The 16342-nt window shown below is 71.5% G+C and carries 15 protein-coding genes and 2 tRNA genes; 11 read left to right on the forward strand and 6 right to left on the reverse strand.

The annotated features are described in order from the left end of the window. Positions 1 to 52: 52 nt before the first annotated feature. Positions 53 to 1144 (reverse strand): lytic polysaccharide monooxygenase, encoded by a 1092-nt coding sequence (locus tag ACH5HR_RS16485; RefSeq protein ID WP_402378054.1) that lies wholly within the window; start codon positions 1142 to 1144, stop codon positions 53 to 55. Positions 1145 to 1334: 190 nt separating this feature from the next. Next, positions 1335 to 1405 (reverse strand) — tRNA-Gly (locus tag ACH5HR_RS16490). Between the two features lie 132 nt (positions 1406 to 1537). On the opposite strand from ACH5HR_RS16490, the gene ACH5HR_RS16495 reads away from it, so the two are divergent. Further along, a tRNA-Pro gene (locus tag ACH5HR_RS16495) sits at positions 1538 to 1614 on the forward strand. A gap of 38 nt (positions 1615 to 1652) precedes the next feature. Here ACH5HR_RS16495 and ACH5HR_RS16500 read toward each other — a convergent pair. The 3 genes from ACH5HR_RS16500 to ACH5HR_RS16510 form a co-directional block, all read right to left on the reverse strand. After that, complete coding sequence (locus ACH5HR_RS16500; protein WP_402378057.1) at positions 1653 to 1991, reverse strand: DUF202 domain-containing protein; 339 nt, start codon at positions 1989 to 1991, stop codon at positions 1653 to 1655. Further along, positions 1988 to 2350: a YidH family protein gene (locus ACH5HR_RS16505; RefSeq protein ID WP_416478913.1), complete on the reverse strand. Its 363-nt coding sequence runs from the start codon at positions 2348 to 2350 to the stop codon at positions 1988 to 1990. Before ACH5HR_RS16505 ends, ACH5HR_RS16500 begins: the two co-directional genes overlap by 4 nt. A gap of 75 nt (positions 2351 to 2425) precedes the next feature. Beyond that, positions 2426 to 3385 carry an NAD(P)/FAD-dependent oxidoreductase gene (locus tag ACH5HR_RS16510; RefSeq protein ID WP_416478915.1) on the reverse strand — a complete coding sequence of 320 codons (960 nt, stop codon included), beginning with the start codon at positions 3383 to 3385 and terminating at the stop codon, positions 2426 to 2428. Positions 3386 to 3453: 68 nt separating this feature from the next. Between ACH5HR_RS16510 and ACH5HR_RS16515 the strand changes: the two genes are divergently transcribed. The 7 genes from ACH5HR_RS16515 to ACH5HR_RS16545 all read left to right on the forward strand — a co-directional run bounded on the left by ACH5HR_RS16515 (position 3454) and on the right by ACH5HR_RS16545 (position 10555). Next, on the forward strand, positions 3454 to 4101 hold the full coding sequence (locus ACH5HR_RS16515) for a helix-turn-helix domain-containing protein (protein ID WP_416478916.1): 648 nt from the start codon (positions 3454 to 3456) through the stop codon (positions 4099 to 4101). 218 nt (positions 4102 to 4319) lie between these two features. Beyond that, positions 4320 to 5702, forward strand: coding sequence for a trigger factor (tig, locus tag ACH5HR_RS16520; protein WP_402378114.1), 1383 nt, complete (start codon positions 4320 to 4322; stop codon positions 5700 to 5702). 190 nt (positions 5703 to 5892) lie between these two features. Next, a complete protein-coding gene (locus ACH5HR_RS16525; RefSeq protein WP_402378067.1) occupies positions 5893 to 6531 on the forward strand; it encodes an ATP-dependent Clp protease proteolytic subunit in 639 nt (212 codons plus the stop codon). Positions 6532 to 6582: 51 nt separating this feature from the next. Beyond that, positions 6583 to 7299 (forward strand): ATP-dependent Clp protease proteolytic subunit, encoded by a 717-nt coding sequence (locus ACH5HR_RS16530; RefSeq protein WP_416478918.1) that lies wholly within the window; start codon positions 6583 to 6585, stop codon positions 7297 to 7299. Between the two features lie 153 nt (positions 7300 to 7452). Beyond that, the gene (clpX, locus tag ACH5HR_RS16535; RefSeq protein ID WP_416478919.1) at positions 7453 to 8715 is read left to right on the forward strand and encodes an ATP-dependent Clp protease ATP-binding subunit ClpX; all 1263 of its coding nucleotides are present in this window, start codon (positions 7453 to 7455) and stop codon (positions 8713 to 8715) included. Between the two features lie 62 nt (positions 8716 to 8777). Then, positions 8778 to 9155 carry a chorismate mutase gene (locus ACH5HR_RS16540; protein ID WP_416478920.1) on the forward strand — a complete coding sequence of 126 codons (378 nt, stop codon included), beginning with the start codon at positions 8778 to 8780 and terminating at the stop codon, positions 9153 to 9155. 149 nt (positions 9156 to 9304) lie between these two features. Then, on the forward strand, positions 9305 to 10555 hold the full coding sequence (locus ACH5HR_RS16545) for a baeRF2 domain-containing protein (RefSeq protein ID WP_416478921.1): 1251 nt from the start codon (positions 9305 to 9307) through the stop codon (positions 10553 to 10555). 71 nt (positions 10556 to 10626) lie between these two features. On the opposite strand, the gene valS is transcribed toward ACH5HR_RS16545, so the two are convergent. Continuing rightward, entirely contained in the window at positions 10627 to 13437 is a 2811-nt protein-coding gene (valS, locus tag ACH5HR_RS16550) for a valine--tRNA ligase (RefSeq protein WP_416478923.1), read from the reverse strand. A gap of 79 nt (positions 13438 to 13516) precedes the next feature. Here valS and ACH5HR_RS16555 point away from each other — a divergent pair, with 79 nt between their 5' ends. The 3 genes from ACH5HR_RS16555 to cofE are packed head-to-tail and all read left to right on the forward strand — an operon-like array spanning position 13517 to position 16326. Then, on the forward strand, positions 13517 to 14440 hold the full coding sequence (locus ACH5HR_RS16555; RefSeq protein WP_416478924.1) for a bifunctional helix-turn-helix transcriptional regulator/GNAT family N-acetyltransferase: 924 nt from the start codon (positions 13517 to 13519) through the stop codon (positions 14438 to 14440). A 45-nt stretch (positions 14441 to 14485) separates the two neighbouring features. Further along, complete coding sequence (locus tag ACH5HR_RS16560; RefSeq protein ID WP_402378085.1) at positions 14486 to 15490, forward strand: TIGR03557 family F420-dependent LLM class oxidoreductase; 1005 nt, start codon at positions 14486 to 14488, stop codon at positions 15488 to 15490. Continuing rightward, a complete protein-coding gene (cofE, locus tag ACH5HR_RS16565) occupies positions 15487 to 16326 on the forward strand; it encodes a coenzyme F420-0:L-glutamate ligase (RefSeq protein WP_416478926.1) in 840 nt (279 codons plus the stop codon). Before ACH5HR_RS16560 ends, cofE begins: the two co-directional genes overlap by 4 nt. Positions 16327 to 16342: the final 16 nt, after the last annotated feature.

Raw genomic sequence — 16342 nt, forward strand, 5'->3', positions numbered from 1 at the left:
CTACGGCGTCGGCCCCGATCCTGCCAGGACCGGGGCCGACGCCGCGAGCAGGTCAGGCTGCCGAGCACTCCGTGGAGATGGCGCTCGGATCGCCGTTGCCGATGAATCCGAACGACGTGGACGCGCCGGCCGCGAGGCTGCCGTTCCAGTCGACGTTCGAGACGGTGCTGCCGGACACCGACCCGTTCCACGCCTGGTTGATCGTCGCGCCGTCGACGACGACGTCCCAGCCGTCGATCGCCGCGTCGCCGGCGGTCACGGTCACGTCGGCCTGGTAGCCGCCGGACCACGAGTTGGTGATGGTCGCCTCGGCGGTGCAGTCACCGCCGGTGCCGTCGCCCGGGTCCTCGCCGTCACCGGGGTCCTCGCCGTCGCCCGGGTCTTCACCGTCACCGGGGTCTTCACCGTCACCGGGGTCTTCGCCGTCGCCCGGGTCCTCACCGTCGGCGGGGCCGTCGCCGACGATGTCCCCGCCACCGATGTTGATGTCGGAGCACAGGTAGTACGGCTGGTCGGCGTGGCTCGCCTGCCAGACGGTGTAGAGCACCGCGCGGCCGTCGTAGCCGGTCAGGTCCACCTCGGCCTGGTACGGCGACGTGGTCGGGTAGGAGTCCGTCACCTGCAGTAGGTCGAGGTCGTCCCAGCCGAGACGCTCGGTCGTGGGGTCGAAGCTGGGCTTCGAGACGTAGATCCGCAGGTAGTCCGCGCCGTGGTTCGCGCCGTCGGTGAGGGTGAGCGTGAACTGGTGGTCGACGCCGGTGGCGTACCAGCCGCCGGGCGTGTCGAGGTAGTCGTACCGCCCGCCCTCGGTCTGACCGCCGGAGCAGAGCTGGCCGTCGGGGATGAGCTCCTCGTGCCGGTGGTTGATGCCTTCGTGGTACAGGCCGTTCCAGTTCCACATGGCGGCCGGCTCGGCCTGCCAGGCGCCCCAGCACATCGGGTCGATCTCAGCCATCTCGGGGTTCAGGTGATCGTCGCCCCACCGCTCGAGGCAGCCGTAGTTGCGGGTGGGCGGGTCGGTGACCGAACCGTGGGCGGCGGCCGAGCTCGCGCCCACCGTGGCGACGGCCACGAACGCGAGTGGCGCGACGAGGGCGGCGGAGGCGGCCATCGCCGCCTTGCGCCATCGGGTTGTGCGGGACATCGGTGTCCTCCTGATGCTCGTGCGGCGGCCGCACGAGGCGGCCCGAACAGATGCCATCAGGCCACGCGGGACGCCTCCGGCGCCATGATCGAACCGTTTAGGTTACCGAGGCGATCGAATTGCCTGGCGGTGCCCGGGATGCAGCGAAGCCCAGGCCGGCACGCTGGCTGACCTGGGCTTCGACAGGGAGAGCGGGCGACGGGAATCGAACCCGCGTCATCAGTTTGGAAGACTGAGGCTTTACCATTAAGCTACGCCCGCACGTGCCCGACGGCACAGCACCGGTAGGTGCCGCATGCGTCGGGATGCGGGCGCCAGCCTAGCAAAGACTCGGCGGTGCTCCGGGGCACTAGACTTGCGCCGGGCCTGCCGTCCTCGGGCGGACAGGTACCTCGGGGTGTGGCGCAGCTTGGTAGCGCATCTGCTTTGGGAGCAGAGGGTCGCAGGTTCAAATCCTGTCACCCCGACCAGTTCTGACCTGCGACGACGTGGTGGGGTCCGGCCTCGGTCAGAAGACGAGCACCAGGACCGTGCCGCCCAGGCCGAGCAGCGACGTCCCCGCGCAGACCAGCGCGATGCGACGGCCGTGCCTCAGGCGGGGGACCTCCTGCCGCAGGTGCGCCTGCGTCCGGCGGGCGTGGCGGCTCGCGAACCACCACGCCGGGGGAGTGAGCAGGAGGGCGACACCGGCCACGGCCAGGGCGTGGGTGCCCCGGACCGCAGGGAAGACCTGCATCGTCACCAGTGCCGCCGCCGCGAACGACAGCACGGAGCGCCGCCACGCCAGCTCGGTGCGCTCGGCGGCCAGCCCGCGTCCGGGCCGGTGGGGACCTTCGGCCTCGCTCATTTCAGCAGCAGCGCCAGCAGGACCAGGATGCCCACCACGGTCACCGACGTCACGAGCAGGAGGCCGGTGAACCCGCCCGGCAGCGGGGCCTCCTCACGCATGGCGCGCTCCGTGCGCGCCCACTCGACCGCCGCCAGCACGGGCACTGCCGACCCGGCGACCAGCAGCACGATCGCCGCGGCGAGGCGCAGGTGGGGTTCCATCGGCAGGTCGAGCGCCTCGAGCGCCGTCCCGCCGGCGACGAGCCCGAGCGACGTACGGATCCAGGCGAGGACCGTGCGTTCGTTCGCCAGGGAGAACCGGGCGTCGGGCTCGGTGCCCCGGGAGTACACCCAGCGCGGGAAACGTTCGGCGGCCATCAGGCTCCTCCCGGTGTCTCGGCTGGGCGTCCCGCCGCCATCCTGGCACCCGGGCACCGCCCGCACCATCGGGTCCTAGCGACCTGCGGCAACCGCGGCAGTCGCGTCCGCACCGATGAGGTCGGCGGTGATCTGCGCGGCGGCCCAGGTGCCCTCGGCGGCGGCCGTCGAGACCTGGGCGGTCAGGTTGGTGGCGTTGCCCGCCACCCAGACGCCCGGGACGGAGCTGCGGCCGGTCGCGTCCGCGACGAGGTGCTCGCCCTGGCCGGACGGATGCGGTGCGGTCTCGAGGCCGAGCTGCCCGACGACGTCGGCCCGGGCGCGCATCGTCGTCGCGACGGCGAGGGCGTCGAGCGCGACGGCCGTGCCGTCGACGAGCACGACGCCGGTCAGCCGGCCGTCCCGGGCCGTCACCTCGCGGACCTTGCCTGTCGCCACCGTGACCCCGCGGGCCGCGAGCTTCGCGGCGTCCTCCGGTGACGGCTCCGGCGCGGTGTGCGCCAGCAGGACCACCTGGTCGCTCCACTGGCTGAAGAGCAGCGCCTGGTGCGCGGCCGTCGGGCCGGAGGCGAGGACGCCGATGCGCCGGTCGCGCACCTCGTAGCCGTGGCAGAACGGGCAGTGCACCACGTCGCGTCCCCAGTGCTCGGCCAGCCCGGGCACGTCGGGCAGCTCGTCGACGAGGCCGGTCGTCACGAGCAGGCGCCGGGCGCGGGAGACCCTCCCGTCGTCGAGCGTGACCGCGAAGGGGTGCGTGCCGCCGTCGTCCCGGACGACCTGGGCCGCGCGCCCGTCCACGATCTGCCCGCCGTAGCCGCGAACCTCGGCGCGGCCCGTCGCGACCAGCTCGGCCGGTGCGACGCCCTCGCGCCCGAGGAGCCCGTGCACGCCGGCCGCGGGGGCGTTGCGAGGCTCGCCCGCGTCGATCACGGCGACCCTCCACCGGGCGCGGGCGAGCGTGAGGGCACCGCTCAGCCCGGCGGCGCCGCCACCGATCACCAGTACGTCGTACGTCGTGTCCAGATTCTCGTCCATGTGCCCCAGCGTGCGCCCGACCCAGGTCGGGCAGCAAGGCGCGTTGCCGATATGGCAAAGTGTTGGGTATGGACGATGACGAACCGGCACCCGGCCCGACCCACGACCACGAGCCAGACGGGGCGCCCGACGACCTCGCCGCGGCGCTGGGCACCGTCGGGCCGCGGCTGCGGAGCCTCCGGCAGGCGCGGGAGGTCACGCTCGCCGCGCTCTCGGCCAGCACGGGCATCTCGGCGAGCACGCTGTCCCGGCTGGAGTCGGGAGCGCGCCGGCCGTCGCTCGAGCTGCTGCTCCCGTTGGCCCGCGCGCACGGCGTCACCCTCGACGACCTGGTGGACGCCCCGACGACCGGAGACCCGCGGGTGCACCTCAAGCCGGTGACGGCCCACGGGCTCACGATGATCGCCCTGACGCCCGGATCGCCCGAGATCGGGGCCTACAAGATGATCCTCGAGGCTGACGCGCGCACCACCCCCGACCCGCGCACGCACGAGGGGTACGAGTGGCTCTACGTGCTCACCGGCCGGCTCCGACTCGTGCTCGGTCACCACGACGTCGTCATGGGGCCGGGGGAGGCCGCCGAGTTCGACACCCGGGTGCCGCACTGGTTCGGTCCCGCCGCGGGCGAGGCCGTGGAGCTGCTCAGCCTCTTCGGCAAGCAGGGGCAGCGGGCGCACACCCGTGTGCGTCCGAAGCGCTCGACGGCCGAACCGTGAGCACGGCGTGCTTGCGGCGTGGCACATCCCACCGCTGACGGCACGTCGACGCCGAGCCGTGTGGCGTATGATCGATGGGTTGCCCGTGCGCCCGTCGTACCGGGCTTTGCACGATCGCAGCACCGCACGACCGCACAGCATCCAGCGCCGCAGCAACCAGCCCGGCTCCTACCGGCGAGACGCGCGCGCACGCACCCGACACGTTGGAGACCATCGAAGTGAAGAGCGCCGTCGAGACCCTGGACCCCACCAAGGTCAAGCTGACCGTCGAGGTGGAGTACGACGAGCTCAAGCCGAGCATCGACCACGCCTACAAGCACATCGCGGAGCAGGTGAACATCCCCGGCTTCCGCAAGGGCAAGGTCCCCCCGCGCATCATCGACCAGCGGGTCGGCTGGGGTGCCGTCGTCGAGCACGCCGTGAACGAGGGCCTGTCGGGCTTCTACCGCGACGCCGTGAACGAGACCGAGCTGCGTCCCCTGGGCCAGCCCGAGGTCGAGGTCACCGAGATCCCGGAGAAGGCGGGCGAGGGCCAGCTGGCGTTCGTCGCCGAGGTCGAGATCCGTCCCGAGGTGACGCTGCCCGACCTGGCCGGCATGGAGCTGACCGTCGAGTCGACCGAGGTCGCCGACGCCGACGTGGACGAGCGCCTCGAGTCCCTGCGCGAGCGCTTCGGCACCCTGGTGGGCGTCGACCGCCCCGCCGTCGAGGGCGACTACGTCGTCATCGACCTCCGTGCCGTCATCGGCGACGAGGAGATCGACTCGGTCTCCGGCGTCTCGTACCAGATCGGCGCCGGCAACATGCTCGAGGGCCTGGACGAGGCCCTCACCGGCCTGTCCGCCGACGAGACCACGACCTTCACCTCGAACCTCGCCGGTGGCGAGCACGCGGGCGACGAGGCGACCGTCACGGTCACCGCGACCTCCGTCAAGGAGCGCGAGCTGCCCGAGGCCGACGACGACTTCGCCCAGATGGCGTCGGAGTTCGACACCCTCGACGAGCTCAAGGCCGACCTGCGTGAGCAGGTGGCGTCGTCCAAGACCTCGACCCAGGCCGTCGCAGCCCGCGACGCCCTGCTCGAGAAGCTTCTCGAGGCCGTCGAGATCCCGGTGCCGCAGGGCGTCGTGGAGGCCGAGGTGCACCGCCACCTCGAGCAGGAGGGCCGGCTCGAGGACGACGAGCACCGCGCCGAGGTCACCGTGGACGCCACGAAGGCGATCACCAACCAGATCCTGCTCGACACCCTCGCCGAAGAGCTCAAGGTGCAGGTCGGCCAGGGCGAGCTCATCGAGTACCTCGTGCAGGCCTCGCAGCAGTACGGCATGGAGCCGCAGCAGTTCATCCAGACCCTCGACCAGGGCGGGCAGATCCCCGCGATGGTCGGCGAGGTCGCGCGCTCCAAGGCGCTCGCGGTGGCACTGCGGGACATCGAGGTCAAGGACTCCGAGGGCAACGTGGTGGACCTGACCGAGTTCATCGGCACCGCCGAGGACGACGAGGCCGAGGCCGCCGCGGCCGAGGACGCCGCCGTCGAGGCGGACGCCGACACGGACGAGCCCGCCGAGAACGAGGCGACCGAGGACCAGGCCAAGGCCTGACCCTCTCGCCGACGACGACGGCCCGCACCTCCCGCACGGAGGTTGCGGGCCGTCGTCGTCCCACCCGGGGACGGGGCCTGTGCGCCAGCAGCGAAACATGTGCGCCAGCAGCGAAACAGGCCGCACCAGGGACTCTTCGTGCCGGTCGGGCGCGTTAGGGTCGAGCGACAGCGAACTGAAGGAGACGGACGTGAACGACCTGCTGCAGGTGGACCAGGCGGCGCCGGTGGCCCGGTCCGAGGGACAGGGCCTCGGCCTCAACGACTCCATCTACAACCGGCTCCTCAAGGAGCGCATCATCTGGCTGGGTTCGGAGGTGCGCGACGACAACGCCAACGCGATCTGCGCCCAGCTGATGCTCCTGGCGGCCGAGGACCCTGACAAGGACATCTACCTCTACATCAACTCGCCCGGTGGCTCGATCACGGCGGGCATGGCGATCTACGACACGATGCAGTTCATCCAGCCCGACGTGGCCACCGTGGCCATGGGCATGGCGGCATCGATGGGACAGTTCCTGCTGTCCTCGGGCGCGCGGGGCAAGCGCTACATCACGCCCCATGCCCGCGTGCTGATGCACCAGCCCTCGGGTGGCGTCGGCGGTACCGCCACCGACGTGCGCATCGGTGCCCAGCTGATCATGCACATGAAGAAGGTGCTCGCCGAGCTCACGGCCGAGCAGACCGGCAAGCCGCTCGAGCAGATCCTCAAGGACAACGACCGCGACAGCTGGTTCACGGCGCAGGAGGCGCTGGAGTACGGCTTCGTCGACCGCGTCGTCGAGACGGCGTCGTCGGTCTCCGGTGGCGGTGGCACGAACGCCGACTGAGACCACCCCACCGACCCCGGTCGCAAGACCCTTCCTGTTCCGAGGAGAACCATGAGCTACTCGCCCGAGTACCAGTTCGCGATGACGGCGGAGCGCCTCGCCGGGAACGCCGGCCGCCCTGGCGGCGTGGCGATGCCCAACGGCGCGCCGACGTCGCGCTACGTGCTGCCCCAGTTCGAGGAGCGCACGCCGTACGGGTTCAAGCGCCAGGACCCCTACACCAAGCTGTTCGAGGACCGCATCATCTTCTTGGGCGTCCAGGTCGACGACGCGTCGGCGGACGACGTGATGGCGCAGCTGCTGGTCCTGGAGTCCCAGGACCCCGACCGCGACATCATGATCTACATCAACTCGCCGGGCGGGTCGTTCACGGCCATGACCGCGCTGTACGACACGATGCAGTTCATCAAGCCGCAGATCCAGACCGTCTGCCTCGGGCAGGCGGCGTCGGCGGCCGCCGTGCTGCTGGCCGCGGGGCAGAAGGGCAAGCGTCTGGCGCTGCCCAACGCCCGCGTCCTCATCCACCAGCCGGCGATGGAGAACGGTGGCTACGCGCAGGCGTCCGACATCGAGATCCACGCCAACGAGCTGATCCGCATGCGGGAGTGGCTCGAGGACACCCTGGCGATGCACACCGGCAAGGACGTCCAGGAGATCCGCGACGACATCGAGCGGGACAAGATCCTCACCGCCGCGGCCGCGAAGGACTACGGCCTGGTCGACCAGGTGCTCGAGTCCCGCAAGGTCCTGCAGCAGATCGAGCGCTGACGGGCTTTCGAGGCGCCGTCGATGCACGCCGACCCGGGTCGCCGACAGCTCGTCGGCGACCCGGGGCGCGCCACACCCGGGCCACCGTACAGACAAGTCGGCCTGCGTAGTGTGGAATGGACGAAGGACCTGCACGAGACAAGGAGGCCCGAGGTGGCTCGTATCGGTGACGGCGCAGACCTGCTCAAGTGCTCGTTCTGCGGCAAGTCTCAGAAACAGGTCAAGAAGCTCATCGCCGGACCGGGCGTGTACATCTGTGACGAGTGCATCGACCTGTGCAACGAGATCATCGAGGAGGAGCTCGGCGAGGCCACCGAGGTCGGGATGACCGAGCTGCCCAAGCCTCGTGAGATCTTCTCGTTCCTCGAGCAGTACGTGATCGGGCAGGAGCCGGCGAAGCGCGCCCTCGCCGTCGCGGTCTACAACCACTACAAGCGGGTGCAGGCCGCGCCGCCGGCGAAGGACGACGACTCCATCGAGATCTCGAAGTCCAACATCCTGCTGATAGGTCCCACGGGGACCGGCAAGACGTACCTGGCGCAGACGCTCGCCAAGATGCTCAACGTCCCGTTCGCCATCGCGGACGCCACGGCCCTCACCGAGGCGGGCTACGTGGGCGAGGACGTCGAGAACATCCTGCTCAAGCTCATCCAGGCCGCCGACTACGACGTCAAGAAGGCCGAGACGGGCATCATCTACATCGACGAGGTCGACAAGGTCGCCCGCAAGGCGGAGAACCCCTCGATCACGCGTGACGTGTCCGGCGAGGGCGTCCAGCAGGCGCTGCTGAAGATCATCGAGGGCACCAGCGCCTCGGTGCCGCCGCAGGGCGGCCGCAAGCACCCGCACCAGGAGTTCATCCAGATCGACACGTCGAACGTGCTGTTCATCGTGGCCGGCGCCTTCGCGGGGCTGGACGACATCATCGCCTCGCGGGCACGCAAGCGCGGCATCGGCTTCTCCGCACCGATGGAGTCTGGCGGGCAGGAGGACCTCTTCTCGGAGGTCCGCCCCGAGGACCTGCACAAGTACGGCCTGATCCCGGAGTTCATCGGCAGGCTCCCTGTCATCGCCTCGGTCTCCCCGCTCGACCGCGAGGCGCTCGTGCGGATCCTGACCGAACCCCGCAACGCGCTCGTCAAGCAGTACCAGCGGATGTTCGAGATCGACGGTGTCCGCCTGGAGTTCGCGGACGACGCCATCGACGCCATCGCTGAGCAGGCGCTGCTGCGGGGCACGGGTGCCCGAGGACTGCGCGCCATCATGGAGGAGGTCCTCCAGCAGGTGATGTTCGACGTCCCCAGCCGTGACGACGTCGAGGGCGTGGTCGTCACGCGCGACGTGGTCGAGGAGAACGTGAACCCGACCATCGTCCCGCGGTCCTCGGGGCCGGTCCGCAACCGGAAGTCCGCCTGACGGCCGAGGTCACATCCCGGTCAGGTGCACCGGCCGCCGCGTCGCGATCGTAGGATCGAGGCATGGTCCAGCCCTTCGACGAAGCGCCCGTCCCCGAGACCGGTCGTGCGCTGCCGGCCGAGATCCTCGCGCTGCGCAGCACCATCGACAACATCGACGCTGCGCTCGTCCACCTGCTGGCCGAGAGGTTCCGAGCGACAGAACGGGTCGGTGAGCTCAAGGCGACGGACGGACTGCCGCCCGCGGACCCGCAGCGGGACCGCCAGCAGATCGACCGGCTCAAGACGATCGCGTCGGGCGCGGGTCTGGATCCGCAGTTCGCCGAGGAGTTCCGCAACTTCATCGTCTCCGAGGTGATCCGGCACCACGAGCGGATCGCGGCGGACCACGCCGCGGGACGACGCGCGGGAAACGCGCCGCCGCTCGACACCTACAGTTGAAGAGCTCGGGGGAGGGGTCCGTCCACCTGAGGTGACCGGCTGTTCGTGGAGCGCGAAACGACCCTCTCCACGGGCGGTCGCGGGTGGCGCGCCGCCGGGATCCGTCGCACGCTGGGAGGCACAGTCGACGGACCCAAGGGGGATCCTGCATGACGATCGAATGGCTCAAACCTCTCGTCGGCCATCCGGGCCCGTTCGCGACCGTCTACCTTGACGCGACGCGTGCGGCCGAGGCCGGGGATCGGGACGTGGCGAACCGCTGGCGCTCGGTGCGGCGGATGCTGACCAAGCAGGGCACACCGGATGCCGTGCTGAGTGATCTCGACGAGGCGGTCGACCGCCCCACACGGGTGCCAGGACCGCACGGCCGCGTGCTCATCGCCGACTCCGAAGGCGTCCTGGTGGACCGGGTCCTGCGGGAGCCGCCGGCGGTCATGGCGGGCGTCTGGCACCCGGTGCCGTCGCTGCTGCAGGCAGCGCGTTCTGCGGACCAGGCGGTGGACGCGCTCTGCGTCGCCGTCGACCGCCAGGGCGCGGACTTCTGCGTCCTGGACGGCGAAGGCCATCCCGTGGGAGAGGTGGAGACGTTCGAGGGCTCGCACGACGAGGTCTCCAAGACGTCCAGCACCCGCACCAAGCGGGCCACGATCGAGTCCCGTGCGGAGGACTCATGGCGCCGCAACGCTGAGGCCGTCGCGGGCGAGATCGGACGCCGCGCGTCCGCGGACCAGCCCGAGATGATCGTGATCACGGGCGACGTCCGGGCGGTCAACCTGGTCCGTGGAGAGCTCGGGCAGGACGCGGCCCGGATCACGGTCGAGGTGCCGGGCGGCGGCCGCGGAGGGTCCGGGGTCCACCCGGGGGCTTTCGCGGCAGCGGCGGCCGACGCCCTCGAGTCGTTCCGGGAGCGTCGTCGCGAGCGCGTCCTGGCCGAGCTCCGCGAAGGACTCGGCCGCGACGCGGGTGCGGTCACGAGCGTGGACGACGTGGTCGAGATGCTCTCGCGCGGTCAGGTCAAGCACCTCGTGCTGTCCGAGCAGCTCGCCGACGACGCGGCACGCGCCCTGCGGTCCTGGAGCGACGGCGAGACCAACGGGGCCGCGACGGGCGGCCTGCTCGGCGGGCGCAACCTGTGGATCGGCCCGGAGCCACTGCACATCGGTGTCGCGAAGGCCCAGCTCGAGGGCCTGGGTGTCACGGACGGGCTCGAGGAGCTACCGGCGGCGTCGGCTCTCCTGCGCGCCGCCGTGGCGCAGGACGCGGGGCTCGTGTTCGCGCCCGAGGGATCGGTCGAGCTCATGGACGGCGTCGGTGCGACGCTGCGGTGGCACGACGACGGCACGCCGCACGAGTCCGCGGACTCGATGAGCGGTGACAGCGGGCGTCGCAACACGCTCTGACGAGGAACGGACGCCGGGGCGGCACGCAGATCGCGTGCCGCCCCGGCGTCCGTCGTGTGCGCCCGGTGGTGTCAGCCGCGCGGCTTCTTGGCCGGCGGCTCGCCCAGCTCGGAGGCGGTGACGACGATGCCACCCTGCACGTCCGGGTCACCCTGCCCCTCGGTCGCCTCGACGAGCTCGAGCGGGCCCTCGACGCGACCGGCGCCGCGCACGTCGCCGATCGCCGACTCGACGCCGGGCAGCAGCGCCACCGGCACGGCCACGGTCCCCGAGAGGATCGGGGTCCGCATGGAGACCTTCGCCGCGGACTTGACCTTGCGCAGCGCGGCGAGCGCGTTGCCGGCGGCGGTGAGGTCCAGCGGGTCCGCACCCACTGCGGCCGACCGCAGGGGCTCCGCCGTCGGCCACGGAGCCCGGTGCACCGAACCGGTGCGCCACCAGGACCAGACCTCCTCGGTGGCGAAGGGGATGTACGGCGCGAGCAGGCGGAGCATGACGTCGAGCGCGAGCGCGAGGGCGGTGCGCGCGGAGACCGTCTCGGCGCTGAGGGCGTCGGCGGAAGCCCCGGCCCCGTACGCGCGGTCCTTGACGAGCTCGAGGTAGTCGTCGCAGAACGCCCAGAAGTACGACTCGGTCAGCTCGAGCGCGCGGGTGTGGTCGTACGCCTCGAGCGCCGCGGTGGCCTGGTCGACGACGTCGGCCAGGCCGGCGAGCATCGCCCGGTCCAGCTGCACGGTCACGGCAGCCGGGTCGAGGGTGATCTCGCCCGCGCCGGTCTCCGGGTCGACGCCGAAGGTCAGGGCGAACTTGGAGGCGTTGAGGACCTTGATGGCCAGACGACGGCCGATCTTCATCTGCCCGACCTCGAACGCGGCGTCCGTGCCGAGCCGTGCGGCGGCCGCCCAGTAGCGCACCGCGTCCGAGCCGTGCTCGACGAGCAGGTCCATCGGGGTGACGACGTTGCCCTTGGACTTGGACATCTTCTTGCGGTCCGGGTCGAGGATCCAGCCGCTGATGGCGGCGTTCTTCCACGGCAGCACGCCGCACTCGAGGTGCGAGCGCACCACGGTGGAGAACAGCCAGGTACGGATGATGTCCTGGCCCTGGGGGCGCAGGTCCATCGGGTACACGCGCTCGAAGAGGTCCGTGTCCCGCTCCCAGCCGGCCACGATGAGCGGCGTCAGCGAGGACGTCGCCCACGTGTCCATGACGTCGGCGTCTCCGACGAACCCGCCCGGCTCGCCGCGCTGCGACTCGTCGTAGCCGGCGGGTGCCTGGGAGGTGGGGTCCACCGGGAGCTCGGCGGCCGACGGCGTGATCGGGTGGTCGTGGTCGATCTCGCCCGAGTCGAGCACCGGGTACCAGACAGGGACCGCCACGCCGAAGAACCGCTGGCGCGAGACCAGCCAGTCGCCGTTGAGGCCACCCACCCAGTTCTCGTAGCGCACGCGCATGAAGTCGGGGTGGAAGTCGAGCTCCTTGCCGCGGGCCAGCAGCTCGGACTTGAGGTCGCGGGTGGTCCCGCCGGTGCTCCACTCGCGGCCGCCGTTGCGGATGTACCACTGGCGCGACGTGACGATCTCGAGAGGCTTGTCGCCCTTCTCGTAGAAGTTCGTCATGCGCTGCGTGGGCTTCGGCTCGCCGTCCAGGTCGCCGGAGTCGACGAGCGCCTCCACGACGGCCTTGCGGGCGCTGAAGGTGGTCTTGCCGGCAAGGCCCTCGGCGTAGAGCCCGGCACCGGGCCCGTCGGCGATCCACTCCGGCGTCTCGCGGTGCAGCCGCCCGTCACGCCCGACGACGGAGCGCGTCGGCAGCTGCAGCTCGCGCCACCACTGCACGTCGGTCAGGTCGCCGAAGGTGCAGCACATCGCGATGCCGGCACCCTTGTCCATCGCGGCCGCCGGGTGCGCCAGGACGGGGATCTCGACGCCGAAGAGGGGCGACGTCACCGTGGTGCCGAAGAGGTGCTGGTAGCGCTCGTCGTCCGGGTGGGCGATGAGGGCGACCACGGCGGGCAGCAGCTCGGGCCGGGTCGTCTCGATGTAGACGGGCTCGGTGGTGGTGCCCGCCGCCCCGGTGCGGTGGAAGGCCACCCGGTGGTAGTGGCCGGGGTACTCGCGCGCCTCGAGCTCGGCCTGGGCCACGGCCGTCTGGAACGTCACGTCCCACAGGCCCGGCGCCTCGGCCTGGTAGGCCTCGCCACGCTCGAGGTTGCGCAGGAACGCCCGCTGGCTCGCGGCACGCGACGTCGCGTCGATGGTCTGGTAGGTCTGCGACCAGTCGACGCTGAGGCCGAGCCGGCGCCACAGCTCCTCGAACTGGCGCTCGTCGTCGGCGGTGAGGCGCTCGCAGAGCTCGATGAAGTTGCGGCGGCTGATCGGGACCTGGTCGGCAGGCTTGACGGCCTTGCCCTCGGTCCCGGCGTGCGGGGGCTCGAAGCCCTCGACATACGGCAGCGACGGGTCGCACCGCACACCGTAGTAGTTCTGCACCCGGCGCTCGGTGGGCAAGCCGTTGTCGTCCCACCCCATCGGGTAGAAGACCTCCTTGCCCCGCATGCGCTGGAACCGGGCGATCACGTCGGTGTGGGTGTAGCTGAACACGTGACCGACGTGCAGCGAGCCGGAGACGGTGGGCGGCGGGGTGTCGATCGAGTAGACCTGCTCGCGCGTCGCGGTGCGGTCGAAGGCGAAGGTGCCCTCGGCCGACCAGCGCTCGTCGAACTTCTGCTCGAGCCCGTCGGTGCTGACCTTGTCCGGTACCTCCCGGACCACCGCGCGCACGACGTCGCCGGCCTGGCCGGTACCGGTGGTGGGTGCGGAGGTCTGTGCGGGCGCCGCGTCGGACTGCGCGCGGGCCCCGGTGCTCGGGAAGTCGCTCATGGTCAGTCATTGTCCCAGATCGCGTCCCGTCCTCGTCACGGCTTCCGGACCGCGAAATTCTCTGACTAAGATCAGAGGTATGGCAACTCCGCGTCCGTCGCCCGCCGCCGTCGAGCAGCCGGACCTGCCCGACCACGTCGAGGTCGTCCGCCGCTTCAACCGCAGCTATACCCAGCGCATCGGTGTGCTGGAAGAGTCCTTCCTGGGCCTCGGCATGCCGCTCGGGACCGCCCGGCTCCTCTACGAGATCGGTGCGGAGGCCGGCACGACGCGCGACCTGCGGGCTCGCCTCCACCTGGACTCCGGCTACCTGAGCCGCCTGCTGCGGCGGCTGGAGGCGGACGCGCTGGTGGTCGTCGGGCCCGACCCGGACGACCGTCGTCGTCGTCGCGTCGAGCTCACCCCCGCGGGGCGGCGGGCGTGGGCCGAGCTCGAACGACGCTCGGCCGAGCGCGCGGAGAACCTGGTCGCGCCCCTGACCGGCCGCCAGCGGGCCCGGCTGGCCGCCGCGCTCGCGGAGGCCGACCTCCTGGTCCGTGCGGCGACCGTGCGGATCGAGGAGGTCGACCCGGCGGGCGCCGCGGCGCTCGCTGCGGTCCGGTCCTACGTCGCCGAGCTCGACGAACGGTTCCCCCGCGGGTTCGCGGTCGGGGACCTCACCGCGGGCACGGAGCGGCTGCGGCGACCCGACGGCGCCTTCATGGTCGCCACCAGCGACGGGGTGCCCGCCGCCTGCGGCGGGGTCCAACCGCTCGGCGGTGGCGTCGGCGAGATCAAGCGCATGTGGGTGCACCCGGGATGGCGTGGCGCCGGCCTCGGGTCGCGGCTGCTGCGGCACCTGGAGGGTGTCGCGCGCGACCTGGGCCACAGCGCCGTGCGCCTCGACACGCACGGGTCCCTCACCGAGGCCGTCGGGATGTACCGCCGGGCGGGCTACCGGGAGATCGAGCGCTACAACGACAACCCCTACGCCGAGCACTTCTTCGCCAAGGGCCTGCACTGACGTCCCGGCCGCCCACCGTCGGCGCCGGGGGATAGGCTCGGGAGCATGGCTTCTGATCTCACCGTCGGCTACGCCGCGATGCTCGAGCAGTTCCACCCCACCGAGGTCGTCGACCTCTCGGCGTACGCGGAGGAGCACGGCTTCTCCGGGGTGATGGCGGCGGACCACTTCCAGCCGTGGGTGCCGCAGCAGGGGCACGCCGCGTTCGTGTGGAACGTCCTGAGCGCCCTGGGCGAGCGCACCCGGGGGGACCTGGGTCCGGGGGTCACCGCACCGACGTTCCGGTGGCACCCCGCCATGGTGGCCCAGGCGTCCGCGACCCTCGCCGCGATGTACCCGGGCCGGCACTGGCTCGGCCTCGGCTCCGGCGAGGCGCTCAACGAGCACGTCACCGCGGGCTACTGGCCGGAGGCTCCGGAGCGCATCAACCGGATGTTCGAGGCGATCGACATCATCAAGAAGCTCTTCACCTCCGGGTTGGAGGGCAAGGACGTCAAGCACTCCGGCCAGTTCTACAAGATGGAGTCCACCCGGCTGTGGACCATGCCGGAGGTCGCCCCGGAGATCCTGGTCGCCACCGCAGGCCCGGTGACCGCGAAGCGTGCCGGCAAGCACGCCGACGGGCTGATCACCGTCGGCGCCCCGCTGGAGAAGATCGAGATGCTGTTCGGCCGTTTCGACGCCGGTGCGCGCGAGGTGGGTCGCGACCCCGAGCCGATGCCCAAGGTGCTGCAGGTGCACATGTCGTGGGCCGAGACGGACGAGGAGGCCATGGCGAACGCCATGACCGAGTGGCCCAACGGCGGCATGAAGTTCCCCAAGGCGGACATCCGCTCTCCGCACGACTTCGCGCAGATGGCCAAGCTGGTGCGGCCGGAGGACTTCGAGGGTCGCATGGTCGTCTCCGCCGACCCGGACAAGCACCGCGAGGCGATCCAGAAGTACGTCGACCTCGGCTTCGACCGCATCTACCTGCACAACGTGGGCCGCAACCAGCGCGAGTGGATCGAGACCTTCGGCCGCGAGGTGCTGCCGAAGCTCGTCCGGTGACAGCGCCCGACGGCGAGGCGCAGGTCTTGCGGGACGCACGCCTCGAGGTGTGGGCACCGGCAGGGCTCGGTGAGGTGCGGCCGGGAGACGACCTTGCCATGCTCGTCGGAGACCTGCTCGCAGGTGAGGCGCTCGCGGAGGGTGACGTCGTCGTCGTCACCTCCAAGATCGTGTCGAAGTCCGAGGGCAGGGTCGTCCGAGCCGCCGACCGCGAGCAGGCGATCACCGACGAGACGGTGCGGGTCGTGGCCGTGCGAGAGCGTCCCGGCGGGCTGCCGCCGCTGCGGATCGTGGAGAACCGTCTCGGGCTCGTGATGGCCGCGGCCGGCGTGGACGCCTCGAACACCCCGGAGGGCACGGTGCTCCTGCTGCCCCTGGACCCCGACGCCTCGGCCCGGACGCTGCGGGCCGCGCTGCGGCGACGGTTCGGGATCGACCGCCTGGGCGTGGTGGTGACCGACACCGCTGGGCGGCCGTGGCGCGACGGGGTCGCCGACATCGCGATCGGTGCCGCGGGGCTGCAGGTCGTGGACGACCTGCGCGGCGGCACGGACGCCCACGGCCGACCGCTCTCGGCCACCGTCACCGCGGTGGCCGACGAGATCGCCGCAGCCTCGGAGCTGGTGCGAGGCAAGGCGACCGGACGCGCCGTCGCCGTCGTGCGTGGCGTCGGGCGGTATGTGTTGCCCGGTGGCGATCCGGACGGCGACGGAGCCGGTGCGCGCACGCTGGTGCGGGGCGGACCGGACGATCTCTTCCGCGAGGGGACGGCCGAGGCCTACGCACGCGGCGTCGCGGACGCCCGCGCCGAGGTAGTGCCCCGCTCGCCGAGGTAGTGCCGACAATGTTCTC

It is taken from the genome of Isoptericola maris (genome assembly GCF_048065335.1).
Lineage (GTDB): Bacteria > Actinomycetota > Actinomycetes > Actinomycetales > Cellulomonadaceae > Isoptericola > Isoptericola rhizosphaerae.

Excerpts from the sequence above, each read along its gene's own strand:
- ACH5HR_RS16485 (WP_402378054.1), bottom strand. The coding sequence starts at position 1,144 with ATGTCCCGCACAACCCGATGGCGCAAGGCGGCGATGGCCGCCTCCGCC.
- ACH5HR_RS16500 (WP_402378057.1), bottom strand. The coding sequence starts at position 1,991 with ATGAGCGAGGCCGAAGGTCCCCACCGGCCCGGACGCGGGCTGGCCGCC.
- ACH5HR_RS16505 (WP_416478913.1), bottom strand. The coding sequence starts at position 2,350 with ATGGCCGCCGAACGTTTCCCGCGCTGGGTGTACTCCCGGGGCACCGAG.
- ACH5HR_RS16510 (WP_416478915.1), bottom strand. The coding sequence starts at position 3,385 with ATGGACGAGAATCTGGACACGACGTACGACGTACTGGTGATCGGTGGC.
- ACH5HR_RS16515 (WP_416478916.1), top strand. The coding sequence starts at position 3,454 with ATGGACGATGACGAACCGGCACCCGGCCCGACCCACGACCACGAGCCA.
- ACH5HR_RS16530 (WP_416478918.1), top strand. The coding sequence starts at position 6,583 with ATGAGCTACTCGCCCGAGTACCAGTTCGCGATGACGGCGGAGCGCCTC.
- ACH5HR_RS16540 (WP_416478920.1), top strand. The coding sequence starts at position 8,778 with ATGGTCCAGCCCTTCGACGAAGCGCCCGTCCCCGAGACCGGTCGTGCG.
- ACH5HR_RS16545 (WP_416478921.1), top strand. The coding sequence starts at position 9,305 with ATGACGATCGAATGGCTCAAACCTCTCGTCGGCCATCCGGGCCCGTTC.
- valS (WP_416478923.1), bottom strand. The coding sequence starts at position 13,437 with ATGAGCGACTTCCCGAGCACCGGGGCCCGCGCGCAGTCCGACGCGGCG.
- ACH5HR_RS16555 (WP_416478924.1), top strand. The coding sequence starts at position 13,517 with ATGGCAACTCCGCGTCCGTCGCCCGCCGCCGTCGAGCAGCCGGACCTG.
- ACH5HR_RS16560 (WP_402378085.1), top strand. The coding sequence starts at position 14,486 with ATGGCTTCTGATCTCACCGTCGGCTACGCCGCGATGCTCGAGCAGTTC.